The 16,159-nt window shown below is 51.4% G+C and carries 12 protein-coding genes; 9 read left to right on the top strand and 3 right to left on the bottom strand.

Annotation, left to right across the window (positions count from 1 at the left end; translation table 11 throughout):
- Positions 1-45 precede the first annotated feature (45 nt).
- The 6 genes from Q9291_RS02945 (at position 46) to Q9291_RS02920 (ending at position 5,013) form a co-directional block, all read left to right on the top strand.
- Entirely contained in the window at positions 46-798 is a 753-nt protein-coding gene (locus Q9291_RS02945) for an electron transfer flavoprotein subunit beta/FixA family protein (protein WP_306388505.1), read from the top strand.
- Positions 795-1,724 carry an FAD-binding protein gene (locus Q9291_RS02940; protein ID WP_306388504.1) on the top strand — a complete coding sequence of 310 codons (930 nt, stop codon included), beginning with the start codon at positions 795-797 and terminating at the stop codon, positions 1,722-1,724. Before Q9291_RS02945 ends, Q9291_RS02940 begins: the two co-directional genes overlap by 4 nt.
- Before the next feature lie 16 nt (positions 1,725-1,740).
- On the top strand, positions 1,741-2,517 hold the full coding sequence (locus Q9291_RS02935) for a ferredoxin--NADP reductase (protein WP_306388503.1): 777 nt from the start codon (positions 1,741-1,743) through the stop codon (positions 2,515-2,517).
- 128 nt (positions 2,518-2,645) lie between these two features.
- Positions 2,646-3,110: a GNAT family N-acetyltransferase gene (locus Q9291_RS02930; protein WP_306388502.1), complete on the top strand. Its 465-nt coding sequence runs from the start codon at positions 2,646-2,648 to the stop codon at positions 3,108-3,110.
- Positions 3,111-3,137: 27 nt separating this feature from the next.
- Complete coding sequence (locus Q9291_RS02925; RefSeq protein ID WP_306388501.1) at positions 3,138-3,566, top strand: YccF domain-containing protein; 429 nt, start codon at positions 3,138-3,140, stop codon at positions 3,564-3,566.
- Positions 3,567-3,690: 124 nt separating this feature from the next.
- Positions 3,691-5,013, top strand: a complete 1,323-nt coding sequence (locus tag Q9291_RS02920; RefSeq protein ID WP_306388500.1) for a hemolysin family protein — start codon at positions 3,691-3,693, stop codon at positions 5,011-5,013.
- A gap of 12 nt (positions 5,014-5,025) precedes the next feature.
- On the opposite strand, the gene Q9291_RS02915 is transcribed toward Q9291_RS02920, so the two are convergent.
- Positions 5,026-6,441: a DHA2 family efflux MFS transporter permease subunit gene (locus Q9291_RS02915; RefSeq protein ID WP_306388651.1), complete on the bottom strand. Its 1,416-nt coding sequence runs from the start codon at positions 6,439-6,441 to the stop codon at positions 5,026-5,028.
- Between the two features lie 318 nt (positions 6,442-6,759).
- Here Q9291_RS02915 and Q9291_RS02910 point away from each other — a divergent pair, with 318 nt between their 5' ends.
- Positions 6,760-7,410, top strand: a complete 651-nt coding sequence (locus tag Q9291_RS02910) for a tetratricopeptide repeat protein (protein WP_306388499.1) — start codon at positions 6,760-6,762, stop codon at positions 7,408-7,410.
- A gap of 19 nt (positions 7,411-7,429) precedes the next feature.
- Positions 7,430-7,984, top strand: coding sequence for a porin family protein (locus tag Q9291_RS02905; RefSeq protein ID WP_306388498.1), 555 nt, complete (start codon positions 7,430-7,432; stop codon positions 7,982-7,984).
- 67 nt (positions 7,985-8,051) lie between these two features.
- Here Q9291_RS02905 and Q9291_RS02900 read toward each other — a convergent pair whose 3' ends face one another.
- Together Q9291_RS02900 and Q9291_RS02895 are read right to left on the bottom strand one after the other, a co-directional pair.
- A complete protein-coding gene (locus tag Q9291_RS02900) occupies positions 8,052-8,984 on the bottom strand; it encodes a response regulator transcription factor (protein ID WP_306388497.1) in 933 nt (310 codons plus the stop codon).
- Positions 8,981-12,415 (bottom strand): hybrid sensor histidine kinase/response regulator, encoded by a 3,435-nt coding sequence (locus Q9291_RS02895; RefSeq protein WP_306388496.1) that lies wholly within the window; start codon positions 12,413-12,415, stop codon positions 8,981-8,983. The genes Q9291_RS02900 and Q9291_RS02895 overlap by 4 nt, the downstream gene beginning before the upstream one ends.
- A 252-nt stretch (positions 12,416-12,667) precedes the next feature.
- Here Q9291_RS02895 and cas13b point away from each other — a divergent pair, with 252 nt between their 5' ends.
- Positions 12,668-15,943, top strand: a complete 3,276-nt coding sequence (cas13b, locus tag Q9291_RS02890; RefSeq protein ID WP_306388495.1) for a type VI-B CRISPR-associated RNA-guided ribonuclease Cas13b — start codon at positions 12,668-12,670, stop codon at positions 15,941-15,943.
- The last annotated feature ends 216 nt before the right edge of the window (positions 15,944-16,159 follow it).

The raw sequence follows: 16,159 nt of genomic DNA, 5'->3' as shown, positions 1-16,159 counted from the left end.
ATACGTGAGCCTATAATGGCCAGCAACTGATTCAAGGAGTCTTAAATGAAAATATTGGTCGCGATCAAACGGGTCGTGGATTACAACATTCAGGTCCGTATCAAGCCTGACGGTTCCGCTGTGGATATTGAAGGCGTCAAAATGGGCGTAAACCCGTTTGACGAAAACGCGATTGAAGAAGCCATCCGCCTCAAGGAAAAAGGCATCGCCACCGAGATTGTCGCCGTCACCATCGGTACGCAGGTCAACCAGGACATTTTGCGTCACGCGCTGGCCATGGGTGTAGATCGTGCCACGCTGGTGGAAACCTCGGACAGCCTGCAACCGCTGGCGGTGGCCAAGGTACTGAAAGCGGTGGCTGAGCGCGAACAACCTGCATTGATTTTGCTAGGCAAACAAGCCATCGATGATGATGCAGGCCAGACCGGGCAGATGCTGGCGGCCTTGCTCAAGTTGCCGCAAGCCACTTATGCATCACAGATCAGCATTGCCGACAATCAGGCGACCGTGATCAGGGAAATTGACGGCGGCACGCAAACCCTGAGCGTCAATCTGCCAGCAGTGATCACTGCCGACCTGCGCTTGAACGAACCGCGTTATGTCAAATTGCCTAACCTGATGATGGCACGAAAAAAACCGATTGAAACCCTTGCACTGGACACGCTCAACTTGTCACTGACCAACAGTGTAGAGCTACTGAAAGTAGCCACCCCCACCGAGCGCCCGGCGGGTGTGATGGTCAAAGACGTGCATGAATTACTGAGTAAATTGCGGGCGCATGAGGGAATCCTGCCATGAGAACATTGATTATTACCGAACATGACGGCCAGCATTTGAACGCACAAGTGGCGCGTGCCATCACCGCAGCCCAACACTGGCAACAGCCAGTGGACGTATTCATTGCGGCATCACACACGGAGACACTGGCCGCGCAGGCAGCTGCCTTGCAAGGGGTCAGCCAGGTGCTGGTCGCGACCGATGCGGCTTTGCAGCATGCCACAGCAGAACACCTGGCTGCGCTGATTGTACCGCTGGCGGCTAATTACAGCGTCGTGCTGGCTGCGCATAGCGCCTTCAGCAAAGACCTGTTGCCACGTGTGGCGGCCTTGCTCGATGTGAACATGCTGTCCGACGTGCTGGAAATCCTTAACGCCAACACCTATGTGCGCGGCATGTATGCCGGTAACGTACTGGCCACCGTGCAAAGCAGCGATGCCAAACAGGTATTGACCGTGCGTGGCAGCAAGTTTGCAGCCGCCGCCACTGGCACCAGCGCAGCCACGCAAACCGTCACAGTGCCTGCCGCGCCACAGGGCAGCCGCTGGGTGGCAGAAGCCTTCAACACATCCGAGCGTCCACCATTGGCCGCCGCCAAAGTGGTGGTTTCCGGTGGTCGCGCATTAGGGAGCGCGGATGCCTTTACCCAGGTACTGGCACCTCTGGCCGATAAATTGCATGCGGCCATCGGCGCCAGCCGCGCCGCGGTGGATGCAGGCTTTGCGCCTAACGACCTGCAAGTCGGCCAGACCGGCGTGGTAGTGGCGCCTGAGTTGTATATCGCGGTGGGCATTTCTGGTGCCATCCAGCACGCATATGGCATGAAAGACAGCAAAGTGGTGGTTGCCATCAATCAGGATCCAGATGCGCCTATTTTTAAAATTGCCGATTACGGGCTGGTGGCAGACCTGTTTGAAGCCATTCCGCAATTGACAGCGGCCTTGTAAGGAAAGAGATTCACCCATGAGCAAATTTTCGAGCGAAACCATCCTGAGCGTGCACCACTGGAACGACAGCCTGTTTAGCATTAAAACCACCCGCGAAGACAGCCTGCGTTTTGAAAATGGCCAGTTTGTCATGATCGGCCTGGAGGTCGATGGCCTGCCACTGACACGTGCCTACAGTATTGCCAGCCCTAACTATGCAGAGCATCTGGAGTTTTTCAGTATCAAAGTGCCGAATGGTCCGCTCACTTCCCGTTTACAGCATGTCAAAGTGGGTGACCAACTACTGGTTGGGCGTAAGCCAACTGGCACCCTGGTGATTCATGACCTGAAACCCGGCAAACACTTATACCTGCTTTCTACCGGGACAGGCCTCGCCCCGTTTATGAGCCTGATTCAAGACATCGAGGTGTATGACCGCTTTGAAAAAGTGATTCTTGTGCATGGTGTGCGTACCGTCAGCGAGCTGGCGTATGCCGAGTTTATTAGCCAAACCCTGCCACAACATGAGTTCCTCGGTGAAGAAGTCAGCCAAAAGCTGATTTATTACCCCACAGTGACCCGGGAACCGTTTAAATACCAGGGCCGACTCACCGATTTAATTGAAAACGGCAAACTGTTCACCGATATCGGCCTGCCGCCACTGAACCCGGCAGAAGACCGTGTCATGATTTGCGGCAGTCCGCAAATGCTCAAAGACACCGAAAACCTGCTGGATGCACGTGGCTTCCAGGTCTCGCCCAAAATCGGTATCCCCGGTGACTACGTCATCGAAAAGGCGTTTGTCGAAAAATAAACCCGCACGCCTCAGAGACAGCGCGTCCGACCCGGCGATCCTGATGGAAACGCCAGGGTGACGATGGCCTGTTGCTGTGGTTTAATCAAGGGCTCCTCATTCAATGCCACGACGCCTCACCCAGTCTTATGATGATTGCCATTGCCACCCCCGCCGATATCCCCGCGCTCTGCGGGCTGCTCTCGGACCTGTTTGCACAGGAAAGCGAGTTCCAGCCTGACCCTGAGGCCCAACAGATGGGGCTCAGTGCCATCCTCCATGACGCTGCTGTCGGGCATGTGATCGTTGCAAGAAACCCCGCAGGGGAAGTCATCGGCATGCTCAGCCTGCTTTACACCATGTCCACCGCGCTGGGTGGGCGGGTGGCCCTGCTGGAAGACATGGTGATACAGGCTGCACATCGCAACCAAGGCGTCGGTAGCGCGCTGCTGCACTATGCCATTGCCATGGCGCAAGAGCAGCAAATACGCCGTATTACCCTGCTCACCGATGCCGACAATAGCGCGGCCCAGCGCTTTTATCGCCGACAAGGATTCCAGCCCTCGCCCATGCACCCCTGGCGGTTGCTGCTGACAACCGCCCCCGCCGCGTGATATGGTCAGGGTTTAAAGGATAGGCACATGCGTACACTTGGCAATATTCTCTGGTTTATTTTAGGCGGCGGCCTCATGGGCCTGGCCTGGTGGCTGACGGGTCTCGTCGCTTTTATCTCCATCATCGGCATCCCGTGGGGCAAAGCCTGTATTGTCATGGGCAATTTTTCGTTCTTTCCGTTTGGCAAAGAAGCCGTTAACCGTGACCAGCTCACGCAAAGAGAGGATATCGGCACCGGTGTGTTTGGCTTGATAGGCAACCTGTTATGGCTGCTGTTTGCCGGTTGGTGGCTGGCGCTCGGCCACCTGGCGTCTGCACTGTGTTGTGCCGTGACGATTATTGGTATTCCGTTTGCCATCCAGCATATCAAACTGGCCGTCATTGCCTTGTTCCCGATAGGTAAAACCATCGTCAGCAAAGAAGTCGCCGAAAAAGCCCGTGGCCCGTTTTTTTAATGGGCGGTATGGCGTTGCCCGCCCCTGTCCACAACCCGATCTCTGCCAGTCCTCAAGCCGGGCTATCGGAGATACGTGCGCACTTTAACCACAGGCAGATGCATTAAAAAAGGACATTGACTGCATGGGAGAACATGTACTCGCGATTGTATTTGCACTTTTTCTGGTATTGCTCAACGGTTTTTTTGTCGCCGCAGAATTTGGCATGGTCAAGTTGCGCAGCACCCGCGTGCGCACCATTGCCAAAAGCCTGGGCTGGCGTGGCAGAGTATTGGCCAAGGTACACGGCAACCTCGATGCCTATTTATCCGCCTGTCAGTTAGGCATTACCCTGGCATCGCTGGGGCTGGGCTGGATAGGCGAACCTGCCTTTGCGGCTTTGATTGAGCCTGCACTGGTAAGTGTTGGCATTCAGAGTGAAAAACTAATCTCCGGCATTGCCTTCGTCACAGCTTTTTTCAGTATTTCCTATTTGCACATTGTGGTGGGGGAACTGGTGCCAAAAACCCTGGCGATCCGCATGGCCGAGCGCATCGGCTTATGGACGGCTCCCGGGCTGTTTGCATTTTACTGGGGGATGTTTCCTGCCATCTGGCTGCTCAATCAGAGCGCAAATCTGGTGATCAGAGCGCTCAAGCTACAACCCAAAGAGGGGAACGATGGGCAATACTCGCTGGAAGAGCTCAAGGTTATTTTAAGAAGCTCGCGGCCGACGGCGGACTTTAGCGCAAGCGAGTGGAAAGTGCTGGCGCAATCGATTGATTTTCGCGAACTGGAAGTCTCTGACCTGATGCGCCCGTTTCAGGAGGCTGCCGTATTGTTTAAAGAGGAGTCATTCAAGCGCACGCTGGCACGTATCGCGCAACATCGCTACAGCCGCTACCCGCTCATTGCCAGTTCAGGCCAAGTGGTCGGCATTGTACATATCAAAGACCTGTTTATCGCCATGAGCAAAGACCCTGCATTCAACGACCTCTGCAGCATGATCCGGCCTGCGCACTTTGTCACCCCTGAAACACCCGCAACGGCGCTATTTCGACGGCTACAACAAGGCGCGCCGCATTTAACGCTGGTGGCCTACGATGATACCTCACCGGTTGGATTTATCACGCTGGACAATCTGCTCTCGGCGCTGGTCGGCGATATCCGCGACGAATTCAGACCATCCCAAAGCGAGTGGACAAGGCTGGATGACGGCTCCCTGCTGGGTAAAGGCACCTTGCCGATTAACACCCTTGAACGCGCGCTGGGCATCGATATTGCCTCTGAAGAAGCCGATACCGTGGCCGGGCTTATTCTATGGAAGCTCACCGAGTTGCCTAAAGAAGGTCAGCGCATTGGGTTTGATCAGTTTGATGTGGTGGTCAAAAAAATGGCGGGGCCCAAAATACTGCTGGTGCGGGTGTATCCAAGTACACAACACGCGGACCTTGCTAGCCACCATTAAGAGGCATGCAAACTATCGCCTCACGTGATCTTTCATGCCCAGCGCAGCCACAATCGCCAGGAAAAACACACTGGAGAGCAAGAGAAAGCCCTGCGCATAAGCTGTAAAAATACCGGGGGCCACGCTGCCAAGCACATGCTCACGCCACTCTACAAATACGGCAATCATGGTCACGCCGACCACGCCACCTAGTTGCCGGGCATAGCTGACCACCACGGATGACTGGCCAAGTTCGTGCGCCTCCATTTCATGCAGGGTAGCGAGGTTCAGCGCAGGCAGGATCAAACCTAAGCCAATGCGGCCAACCACAGTGGCCGCCACAATTTCCCAGTATTGCAGTGTGTGTGCGGCGAATACAAACATCAGAAATGACAGACCAAACACCCACAAACCCCAGAGCGTGATGCTGCGCGGTGAATATACATCAGCCATGCGTCCGGCCAGCGGAATCGTCAGCACCAGCGCAATGCCTGACGGCAGCAATAACACCCCGGCAGCGGTCGCGGTGTAGGCCAGAGTATGCTGCAAAAATACCGGAATCAGGTAGGTCGAGGCATACAGGCCAAAGCCGTAGGCAAAGGCCACCCAGGTGCCACGGCTAAAGGTAGGCTTGTCAAACAGATGCAACTGGATAATGGCGTGTGGCAGACGACGGGCGTGGCGACGGTAAATCACCACCAGCCCGACAGCCAGCAGGAGATGACTCCAGGTCCAGCCTGCGTAAAGGCCGCTGTGATGCAAACTGGAAACAAACTCAATCAGCGAAATAGTGGCCATGGCCAGATACACCAGACCCAGCCAGTCAAAGGGTTTCACTGGCTTTTGTTGTGGAGCAGGCAGCCACTTCCATGCAGAAAATATTGCCAGCAAGGCAAACGGCACACTCAGCAGAAAAATGGCAGACCAGCCAAACTGGTCGAGCATCCAGCCGCTGATGGAAGGCGCAATCGCCGGGGCAAATGCGATACTGACAATCAGGATCCCGGAGGCGCGGCCTTGCACATCCGGCGGGAACAGTCGCATGAGCGCCATGATGCCCAGTGGTTGCAAGACACCAGCGGCCAATCCCTGCAACAGGCGGGCAATCACCACCAGCGTAAACGATTTGGCGAGAAATCCGGCAATACTGGCTAGCACCAGTAACCATAAACTGGCAGTAAACACCCGGCGCAGTCCAAAGCGTTCCATCAGCCACGCAGCGGGCAGCATGCTGATGGTCATGGCCGCGAGAAAAGCGGTCATCGCCCACTGCACACGGTCCTGCCCCAGGTGGAAGTCACGGGTGAGTGCTGGCACGGCCACGTTAAAACTGGACGTGCACAAGACACCGGCAATCGTGCCAATCCCGACGATAGACAACACCATCCATTTATAGCGCGCACCATACTGTTGTGAAAGTGCTTCAAACGATTGCGCCGATTTAAACATGCTCACCTGTCATGATTGACCTCCTGCAAGATAGACCTCACACACGCAGCAGAGTGCCACACCTCAATGTGTTGTGGCACAAAGGCAAAGTGAGCGTGCTTTGCAGACCACCTTATCATGCATTTTTTGCAGAGTCACCTGCTGAATGTCCTGCAAAAATGACAGGATTGATTAACCAATCGGCCCAAAGCGTGTCATCGCCTGGCGAGCCCATTTCTTATCTATTTGATTTTTATAGGCAATCGCTACCGGGCCAGGCATGACCGCACACTGGCACCGATTTTGCTGGATTGGGCTTATTACCCTGAGGAGAATGTTGTGAAAAAATGGATCATGATTGCCAGTTTGGCACTGTTTGGCAGTAGCGCGCTGGCGGAGGAAACGCTGAGTTCTGAAATTGCGAACCTGCAGCACAATTGGGCCAAGGCCACCTACCAAACCGCCAAAGACCAGCAGGAACCAGCATTTAAGTCCCTGGTTGAGCAAGCACACCAGTTGTCTACACGCTATCCGGAGGCCAGCGAGGCGATGATCTGGGAAGCCATCACCTTGAGTGGTTACGCTAAAAGCATGGGCCCCCTGCACCCGGTCAATGCTTTGAAAGCAGCCGAACAGGCCCGTGACTTATTGCTGGCCAGCATTAACACCAATCCACAAGCCTTGCATGGCTCAGCTTATACCACGCTGGGCTCCCTGTATTTCCGCGTCCCCGGCTGGCCGATTGGCTTTGGCGACAAGAAAAAAGCACGTGAATATCTTGAAAAAGCACTGCAACTGAACCCGACCGGCATAGACAGCAACTATTTCTATGCAGATTTTTTACGCGCCCAGGGCGAGTATGCACAGGCCGTGACCTATTACCAGAAAGCCTTGCAAGCCCCCGCCCGCGCCGGACGTGAAGATGCAGATGCAGGCCGCAGACAAGAAGTCGAAGAAGGCCTGCGCCTCGCGCAAAGCAAATCCAAATAACGTAAAGGCCAATCCATTCATGAAAGCAATCAGCAGCCTGATCATCACCGGTGCCTTACTGGCAAGCACCTCGTTTCCCGCCAGTGCAGAAGGCTTTTATGGCGGCCTCAACCTTGGCCTTGGCATGCCGGATTTGCGCACACCCAGCGGCGTTGATAAAGACAAGCAGGCGGTGGTCGGCGCATTGGCTGGCTATAAATTCAATGACTATTTTGGCATAGAGGGCCAGTACACCGGCATTGGTAAAGTGACAGATAACGTAAGTGGCAGCGTCAAGGCCGATGCACTGAGCCTGACCGCAGTGGGCTTTGTGCCACTCAATGACGGATTCAACCTGTATGGCAAACTCGGGGTAGCTTCGACCAAAAGCAAGGTGAGCGGTGACCTGCCTGTTTACAGCGATGCCACGCACACCGGTGCAACCTATGGCCTGGGGGCCGAATACCACTTTGATAAAAATATCGCCATGCGCGTGGGCTGGGACCGCTACAAAGCAGCAGTCGATGTCACCGGTGGCGGCTCAAAAACCTTTGATTCAAACGTCACCAGCGTGGGCTTTACCTACAGCTTCTAGGCCAAGACGTAGCCGCAAAGCAAACAGGCCAGCAATTGCTGGCCTGTTTTTTTAATACACAGTCTGCCTAAAATTTGATTTTAGACGCGACCAGAGAAGCTGCCGCTGTGCGCGTCTCAACGCCGAGTTTTTGAAACACGTGCTCCAGGTGTTTGTTGATGGTGCGCGGGCTGGTACCCAGGATCTCGCCGACATCCTTGTTGGTTTTACCTTTGACGATCCAATACAACACTTCGGACTCCCGTTTGGTCAGCTGGAACAACTTGCCCAGCGCCTCGATCTGCGCGTCATCCGAGTGCTCGCGCAACACCACCACCCACTGCTCCTCCGTGGTGTTAGCCACGCTCATGCTGAGCCTGGCATTGCCCTGGTTAACGTTGAGGCCCTGCATGGGCAAGCCACTGGCAAACTGCTGCACGCAGCTTTCCAGCCACTGGTAAATCATGGGCGGTAATCCAGGTGCGCTGTTACCGGCCTCTTTGGCCGCCCATTCGCCAAAATACTGCTGCAGGTAATGCTTGGCCAACGGCGTTTGCCAAATCAGGCGCTTGTCCTGAGGTAAAATTGCAATCGTGGCCTGGCCAAATGCGTCCAGGGCCGAGGTGGCCTGCTGCATTTTGGTCGCATTCTGGATGTGCGCCCGCAAGCGCGCCAGCACTTCTGCCGGACGCACTGGCTTGGTCACATAGTCTACACCGCCAGCATCAAACGCCATGGTGACATGCTCGACCTCAGTCAGGCCGGTCATAAAAATCACGGGAATGTGCTGGGTTTCTGCGGCCGCCTTAATACGGCGACAAGTGGCAAAGCCGTCCAGGCCCGGCATCATGGCATCCATCAAAATCACCTGTGGCTGCATCAGGTGTGCGACCTGCAAGGCCATTTCACCCGAATTGGCAACGTAAACATGGTAACCGGACTCATCCAGCGCATCATGCAGATAGGCCAGATTTTCCGGCACATCATCTACAATCAATACGGTATGGTTTGGACTGGTCATTTTTTCTGGTACTCCTCAATCAAGCTTTGCAGTTTAGCAAAATCAAAGCGCTCCATGGCCTGTTGCAATGCGTTAATCATTGTATGGTGCTGCGGATACTGGCGCGTGAGGGTCGCCAGCACCTCACGCGCACCCTTAACGTACCCCATGCGGGCAAATTGCATCAAATTTTCCAGCAATGCGGGCGCAATCACCGGCAAATCTGCCGCTGCCATGTTGCTAGTCGTCTCAGGCAGCGGAAGTGGCGCAGTCACCGCATACTGCCACTTCAATGCCAATGATTTACCAATCCAGTCCAGTATTTCGGCCAGGTTCACCGGCTTCACAAAAAAATCCTGCGATGGAATCTGCGCCTGATTATCCAGATTTTTATCGTAAGCATTGGCCGACACAATCGCTATCGGAATGGCTGACTGGTGGACCTGACGGATGATATAAGCGGCTTCCCAGCCATCCATCACCGGCATGGCCAGATCCATCAAAATCAAATCTGCACGCACCTGCTGGTAGGTGTTAACACAGACCTGACCATTGCCCGCTTCATGCACAATAAAACCCAGCGGTTCCAGCGTATTTTTCAGCAGCTCCCGGTCTACGGCTTCGTTATCCACCACCAGAATAGTTTTGCGCGGTCCTTCATAGCCAACATGTTGACGGACCGCCTGCTTGGCCAGATGTGCCGTTTCGCGGATTTGTGACAGGAACAGGCGAATCTCGAAACGCGTGCCCTGCCCGACCACGCTGTCAAAATGAATCTCGCCGCCCATCAACTCGGTCAGCAGCTTGCTGATGGTCAAGCCAAGGCCCGTGCCGCCAATGCCCACATTGTCTGCCGCGCTCCCACGTTCAAATGGTTCGAATACTTTTTCAACCTCATCAGGCGCAATGCCCGGCCCGGTATCTTCAATGTCGATTTGCGCAATTTCACGCGCATAACTGACTTTAAACCGCACACTGCCCTGCGTGGTAAATTTCACCGCATTGCCGAGAATATTCACCAGTATCTGCATCAGGCGTTTGTGGTCTGCACGCACATACTCCGGCAACGTACCCACCTGCTCAAAGTAAAAAGACAAGCCTTTGTTTTGCGCCTGAATTTCAAACATGCTGACGATATGGGTAATAAATTCGGGGAAATTTAACGGCTTGATATCAAACGTCATTTTGCCGCTTTCAATGCGGGCAATGTCCAGCGTGCTTTCAATCAGCGAGAGTAAATGCTCACCACCACGGCTGATCGTTTTAATTGCCTGCCGCCGGTGCGCCGGAATACTCTCGTCATTGGTCAGCAACTGGGCGTAACCGAGAATACTGTTCAAGGGCGTGCGCAACTCATGGCTGATGCCCGTGATATAACGACTCTTGGCCTGGTTAGCCTCTTCAGCCAGTCGACGCGCTTTTTGCAACTGCACATCGGTTTTCTTGTGCGACTCAATCTCTTCCAGCAAGAGTCCGGTCTGGCGGTTGGATTCCTCCTGCGCCACCCGCCGACTGGCTGAAGTAAGCACTAACCACCATGCCACAATCCCGCCCAAAAACAGCAACGCAACAAACACTTTCAAATACCCTGAACGAAAATACTGCATCAGCTCGGGATATTCGCGGCCGATGGTCAGCGCATCATGCAGGTAAATCAGACCGATGGTGGCTCCAAACAAAATCATTGCAATCACCATCAACAGCAAAAAGTGCGCAACGCCTCCATTTAAATGTGGCCATAAACGTTGAGGCAAAAACTTTTTGTTCAAGGCCTCCCATTGCGCACTCAGCCGCCCCTGTGGTTTGCAGGCATCGTGGCAACGTGCATCCAGACAGCAACACAGCGAACAAATCGCGCCGCCATAAGCCGGGCAATGCGCCATATCATTCATTTCATATTCACGTTCGCAAATCACACATTGCTGCGTCTTGCTGGGTTGCAAATATTTAGGGCGTTGCCGTGCCAGATAATATTTTCCCTTGGTATACCATGCAATCAATGGCGAAAGCAGCATGGCCGTGAACAGCGAAATAAACGTCGAGAATGACTGAGCCAGCGGACCCATGGCGCCTGTATAGGCAATGATAGAAACTGCCGAGGCCACAAACATCGCGCCGACCCCGACCGGGTTAATGTCATACAAATAAGCCCGCCGAAACTCGATGCCTTTCGGGCTTAAACCAAGCGGCTTATTGATCACCAGATCCGCCACCACAGCCGCAATCCAGGCAATCGCAATATTGGCATACAGCCCTAATATTTCTTCCAGTGCCTGAAACACATTGAGTTCCATCAGCACAATGGCAATCATCACATTGAACGCCACCCACACAATGCGGCCAGGATGGCTATGCGTAAGCCGTGCGAAGAAATTCGACCACGCCAGAGACCCGGCGTAAGCGTTAGTCATATTGACCTTGATTTGTGACACACACACAAACAGCGCGGTCACCGCCAAAGCCACCTCAGGGTTACTAAACACCTCGCTAAACCCCACCCAGTACATATGGGTTGGGTTAACCGCCGAAGTGAGTGGCATATCACGGTTAAACACCATATACGCCAGCAAGGCCCCGGCAAACATTTTGAGCATGCCCAGAATCACCCAGCCCGGTCCCGCCATTAACACACCCAGATTCCAGCGCCAGAAGTTTTCCTTGTTGCGCGCCGGCATAAAACGCAAAAAATCCACCTGCTCGCCAATCTGCGGAATCAGCGCCACGCCCACGGCCGTCGCCGCGCCAAACAACATCCAGTTAAACTGCCCACCCTCCGCATGCACCCCGGCAAAACTACTCAAGCGGTGCAAAATATCGTGGTCGGCATGCAAAATCGCGAAAAAAGGCAAAAACATCAGCGCAATCCACACCGGCTGCGTAATCATTTGAATACGGCTAATCAGCGTCACCCCATGCGTGACCAGTGGAATCACAATCAGCGCACTCACCAGATAGCCCAGATATAAAGGCAGATGAAAATAAAGCTCCAGCGCATAGCCCATAATCGCCGCTTCGAGCGAAAACAGAATAAACGTAAAACTGGCGTAAATAAACGAAGAAATCGTCGAGCCGATATAACCAAACCCGGCCCCCCGCGTCAGCAAGTCCATGTCCAGACCATAGCGTGCAGCGTAGTAACTGATAGGCAGCCCGGTTAAAAAAATCATCAACCCCACCGCCAAAATCGCCCACATGGCATTGGGAAAGCCATAATTAATCGTAATCGTCCCGCCAATCGCCTCCAGCACCAAAAACGAAATCGCCCCCAAAGCGGTATTGGAAACCCGCAAAATAGACCACTTGCGAAACGCCCGCGGCGTATAACGCAAGGCATAATCCTCTATCGTCTCATTCGCCACCCAATTGTTATAGTCGCGACGAATTTTCACGATACGCTGTATCGGCTCGGCATGGGTTTCGGTAGACAATCCAGAAGCGGACGGGGTAGACAATCAACAATCCTTCAGTATTAATAGCCAAGTTGGGAACAAGGCACGGTTTTTCCCGAGCATATACTAGGATAGTTAGATGATGCAATCACTACGTTAATTGACGTAGGCACCCCAACATTATTGGGGTCAGATTGATTTAGCATAAAGCAGTTGCTAACATCAATCTGGTTAAGCTACACAAAGCCAACTAATATAAATAAATTGTGCTTAATGAAAAGAATAAAAAACTGTCCATTCGGAAAGGGGCGACCGGTGTTAAACAAACATGTCTTTGCAGCTTATTTAAATCAAGCCACGCACAACTATCATTTATTGCTGAATGATATCGCTCAACGAATTGGCAAAAAAGTAATTGATGAAGAAAATCTACAGAGCCATCCTATAATTCAACTGCTATCAGACAGTAAGGATGCGAGGCAACCTCTACGAGCAATTAATGCCTTAAATAAAGGCTTGGGGTTTATAGAGCGTCTTCAACGTCGAATCATGGCATATCGCTATTTCAGTTCAGTTAAAACGGAAACAGCAGAGACCGACCAAAAGAAAAAGCATATTAGAAAATCTCAAGAATACAGCTTGCTACCAAATGATTACGCATTTCTACTTAAGCTACTTGCAAGCACCTTAAACTATGAGCGTAACTATGCTACTCACGCCTATCATCCACCAAAGTCGCCAGACCAAAATCTGGTTGGCTTTCTTTATGACATTTTCGATATGGCGGTTCGTGTCTGCAAGACACGCCATCAGCTAAATGAACATGACCTCAAACATTTGCGCCGAAAAATTCGGAATCCAGACAAATCAAAAGACGCGCCGAAATCAATTATCGATCCAGGATTCAAATACTGTTTTACAGACAGTGAAGGCTTTTTTACGGACTATGGTCGTGCTTTTCTGACTTGCTTATTCCTGAACAAACAGGACAGCTATCATTTTTTAAAACAGCTTAGTGGTTTCAAAAGTAGCCATACAGCTGCGCATAAAGCCACGCTTAAAGTATTTACTTGTTACAGCATTCGGCTACCAAACGAACGTATAGACAACTCTACTGATACGCAAACATTGGGGTTGGATATGCTAAACGAACTCGCTCGCTGCCCTTCATTATTATTTCCAGTCTTGTCAAAAGCTGACCAAGCGGCTTATGAAATCCCAGTAGAAGATGCAGAGCAAAATCAGACAGATGATGGTAACGAGATTCTTTTTATTCGTCATGGCGAACGTTTTATACCTTTGATGATGCGCTATTTTGATGAAACCAAGGCATTTGAAAAGTTACGTTTCCATATTGATTTAGGTGATTTTTATTTTGCTGCCTACCCAAAAACGCTCTATGACGATGTGAAAGACACCCGCAGGCTCAAGCAAAAACTGCATACTTTCGCGCGTTTAAACGAGGTGGAGCAGGCCCCAATTCCGCAAGAGTGGCAAGCTCTGATTAAAGACAATAGGGAAATCACCAATGCTGATTTAAATCCATATTTGGTAGACACTACGCCGCACTATCATCTGCTTGATGACAATGTTGCACTTAAAGTAGTTAAGCCCAACCAAGCAATTTATCCACAACTTTTACCACATGAAACCATTGAAAATCGTTACAAATCACCTTCAAACGAGCAACCCGACTTTTGGCTAAGCAAACATGAAATGTTGCATCTGTCGTTTTTTCAGCTACTACGTGAAAAGCATCCCGCACTTCATCAAGGTTCAATAGAGCAATTGGTGTTTCAACAGTATAAAGAGGCTTTGCATCGTTGCTTTGATAAACTTGCTGAACAGCCCGCGCGATACACAACATCGCAAGCCATCTTTGACCTTACACAACAATATACATACAGTCCGCTCAAGCAAGCAATCATGCCGGATGAAATACCAAAAGTGATTAGAGATGCGTTGATGAACAAGCGCAGTCGTTATCAAGCCAACGCGCTCTCAACCATTAGCACCCTAATGAACATTGGTGAAAAGCGATTAGCTGCGCTTGAACGCAGTACCAGTGCGGACAAAAAAGATAAAAGCAACCGACCCGGTGATAAAAAACAACGTCCAGTCAAAGCAGGCGTGATGGGCGAAGATTTAGCAGATGACATTGTGCGTTTTCAGCCACCGCAAGATGAATCGGACAACAAAGGTAAGCCAACAAGCCTGATTGTAGCCGAGCTACAAGCAAGATTGGCTTTTTATGGCCGAGACAAAGCCCAACTGCCTAATTTATGCACAGCGATGAAGCTAATAGATAATGCTGATGCATCAAAAAACCATCCCTTTTTAGCTACTGTGCTTAAAGAAAGTCATGCTGGCATTATTGGCTTTTATCAAAGCTATTACCGCGCACGAACCCATTATTTGCAAAGGGTAGAAACCGATATTACACAAAACGCCAGTCATATCAGCCATTACCACTGGTTAAAAACCCCCACCCGAGACAAGCCAGACTTTAACGTCAAACGACATATTGAAAAACTCAAAGCTCAACCTGTGAACTTACCACGTGGTCTGTTTTTTCCGTATATCAAGCATGCATTGCTGCAACTCAACCATGCCGTACTCACACACGCGATAGAGCAAAGCGAAAAACTCAATACAAGCTATTTAATTGCCTTGTATTACACACACGTGTTGCAAGATAAACCACAAGTAGTTTATGAAAAAAAGCGTGAATACAAACTTGTAGCACAAGCATATGACAACAGAACCAATCAGTTTCAAGCGTTATCCGCACATGCTATTAACACACAACAGCCTTACGGCTCTGCGAACGCGTTACACACAAAAATTAAAGAGCATTTGCAAGAAAAGTACCCGACAGAATCTAAAACTCAACAACAGGCTGCCTACCGTAAGTTTGAACAGAACGAGAAAAACATCCGCGCAGTACGCACTCAAGACCAAGTGCTATTTTTAGCCAGTCAACAACTATTGGCGCTCAATCATGGCCTTAATCAAGAAATCAGCCAGCTCAAACTGCACCAGTTAGATAAAACACTGCTAGACAAACAAACGTCTTACCAATTGGCCATACACGGGAAAACCATTAGCCAAGCACAAATACGCATTAAAAAAATTGGCGAGTTTCGGCGATTTTTAAAAGATCGCCGCCTAAAAGGCTTGCTCAATTATTACGCGTCTCACAACATCCCGCGCGAAGTGATTGCCAAAGAGTTAGAAGCGTACCAACGTTGCCGCCTCCAAGTATTTGAACGCTTGCATGCGTTTGAGCTGCAAAGTCACCAGCGTTACGGACTAGATGCTCATTACAAAGGCAGTGAACATGGACAATTGCTCAGTGCTTACTTTAAAGCCCAGCCCCAAGCAGATGCCGAAACCAAAATGCACTGCATGCTGGTATTGCGTAATGCCTTTGCACACAACCAATACCCTACGCAGCAAAGTCAATACCCGCGGGCGAACACCATGCTCGACCTGGCAAAACAGCAATTGGCCGATACCAGTGCACCACAAGTGGCAGAATATTTTTTAAACCAAATTGAGTCGCTATATCCAGCGCCACTTAACTTATAACTTAGGGTCATCGATATGGAATGCCTACTCAAACTACTCAATAACGAAGTTACTGCAAGTTACTTTCAAGGCTTCGCCACTTTAGTCGCGGTGTATTTAGAGGTGGACCCGGAAAACTGGACAGTGTTTTAAGTGATATTCTTGCTTAACCTTGCAGCCGATAGGCGGCAGAAAGCAGAGAAAGAAAGCAATGAAACGTACCCGAAGAACCCACGC

Origin of the sequence: Methylophilus aquaticus, assembly GCF_030769565.1 — a bacterium.
Classification (GTDB): domain Bacteria; phylum Pseudomonadota; class Gammaproteobacteria; order Burkholderiales; family Methylophilaceae; genus Methylophilus; species Methylophilus aquaticus.
This window is presented reverse-complemented; position numbering and strand designations above follow the sequence as displayed.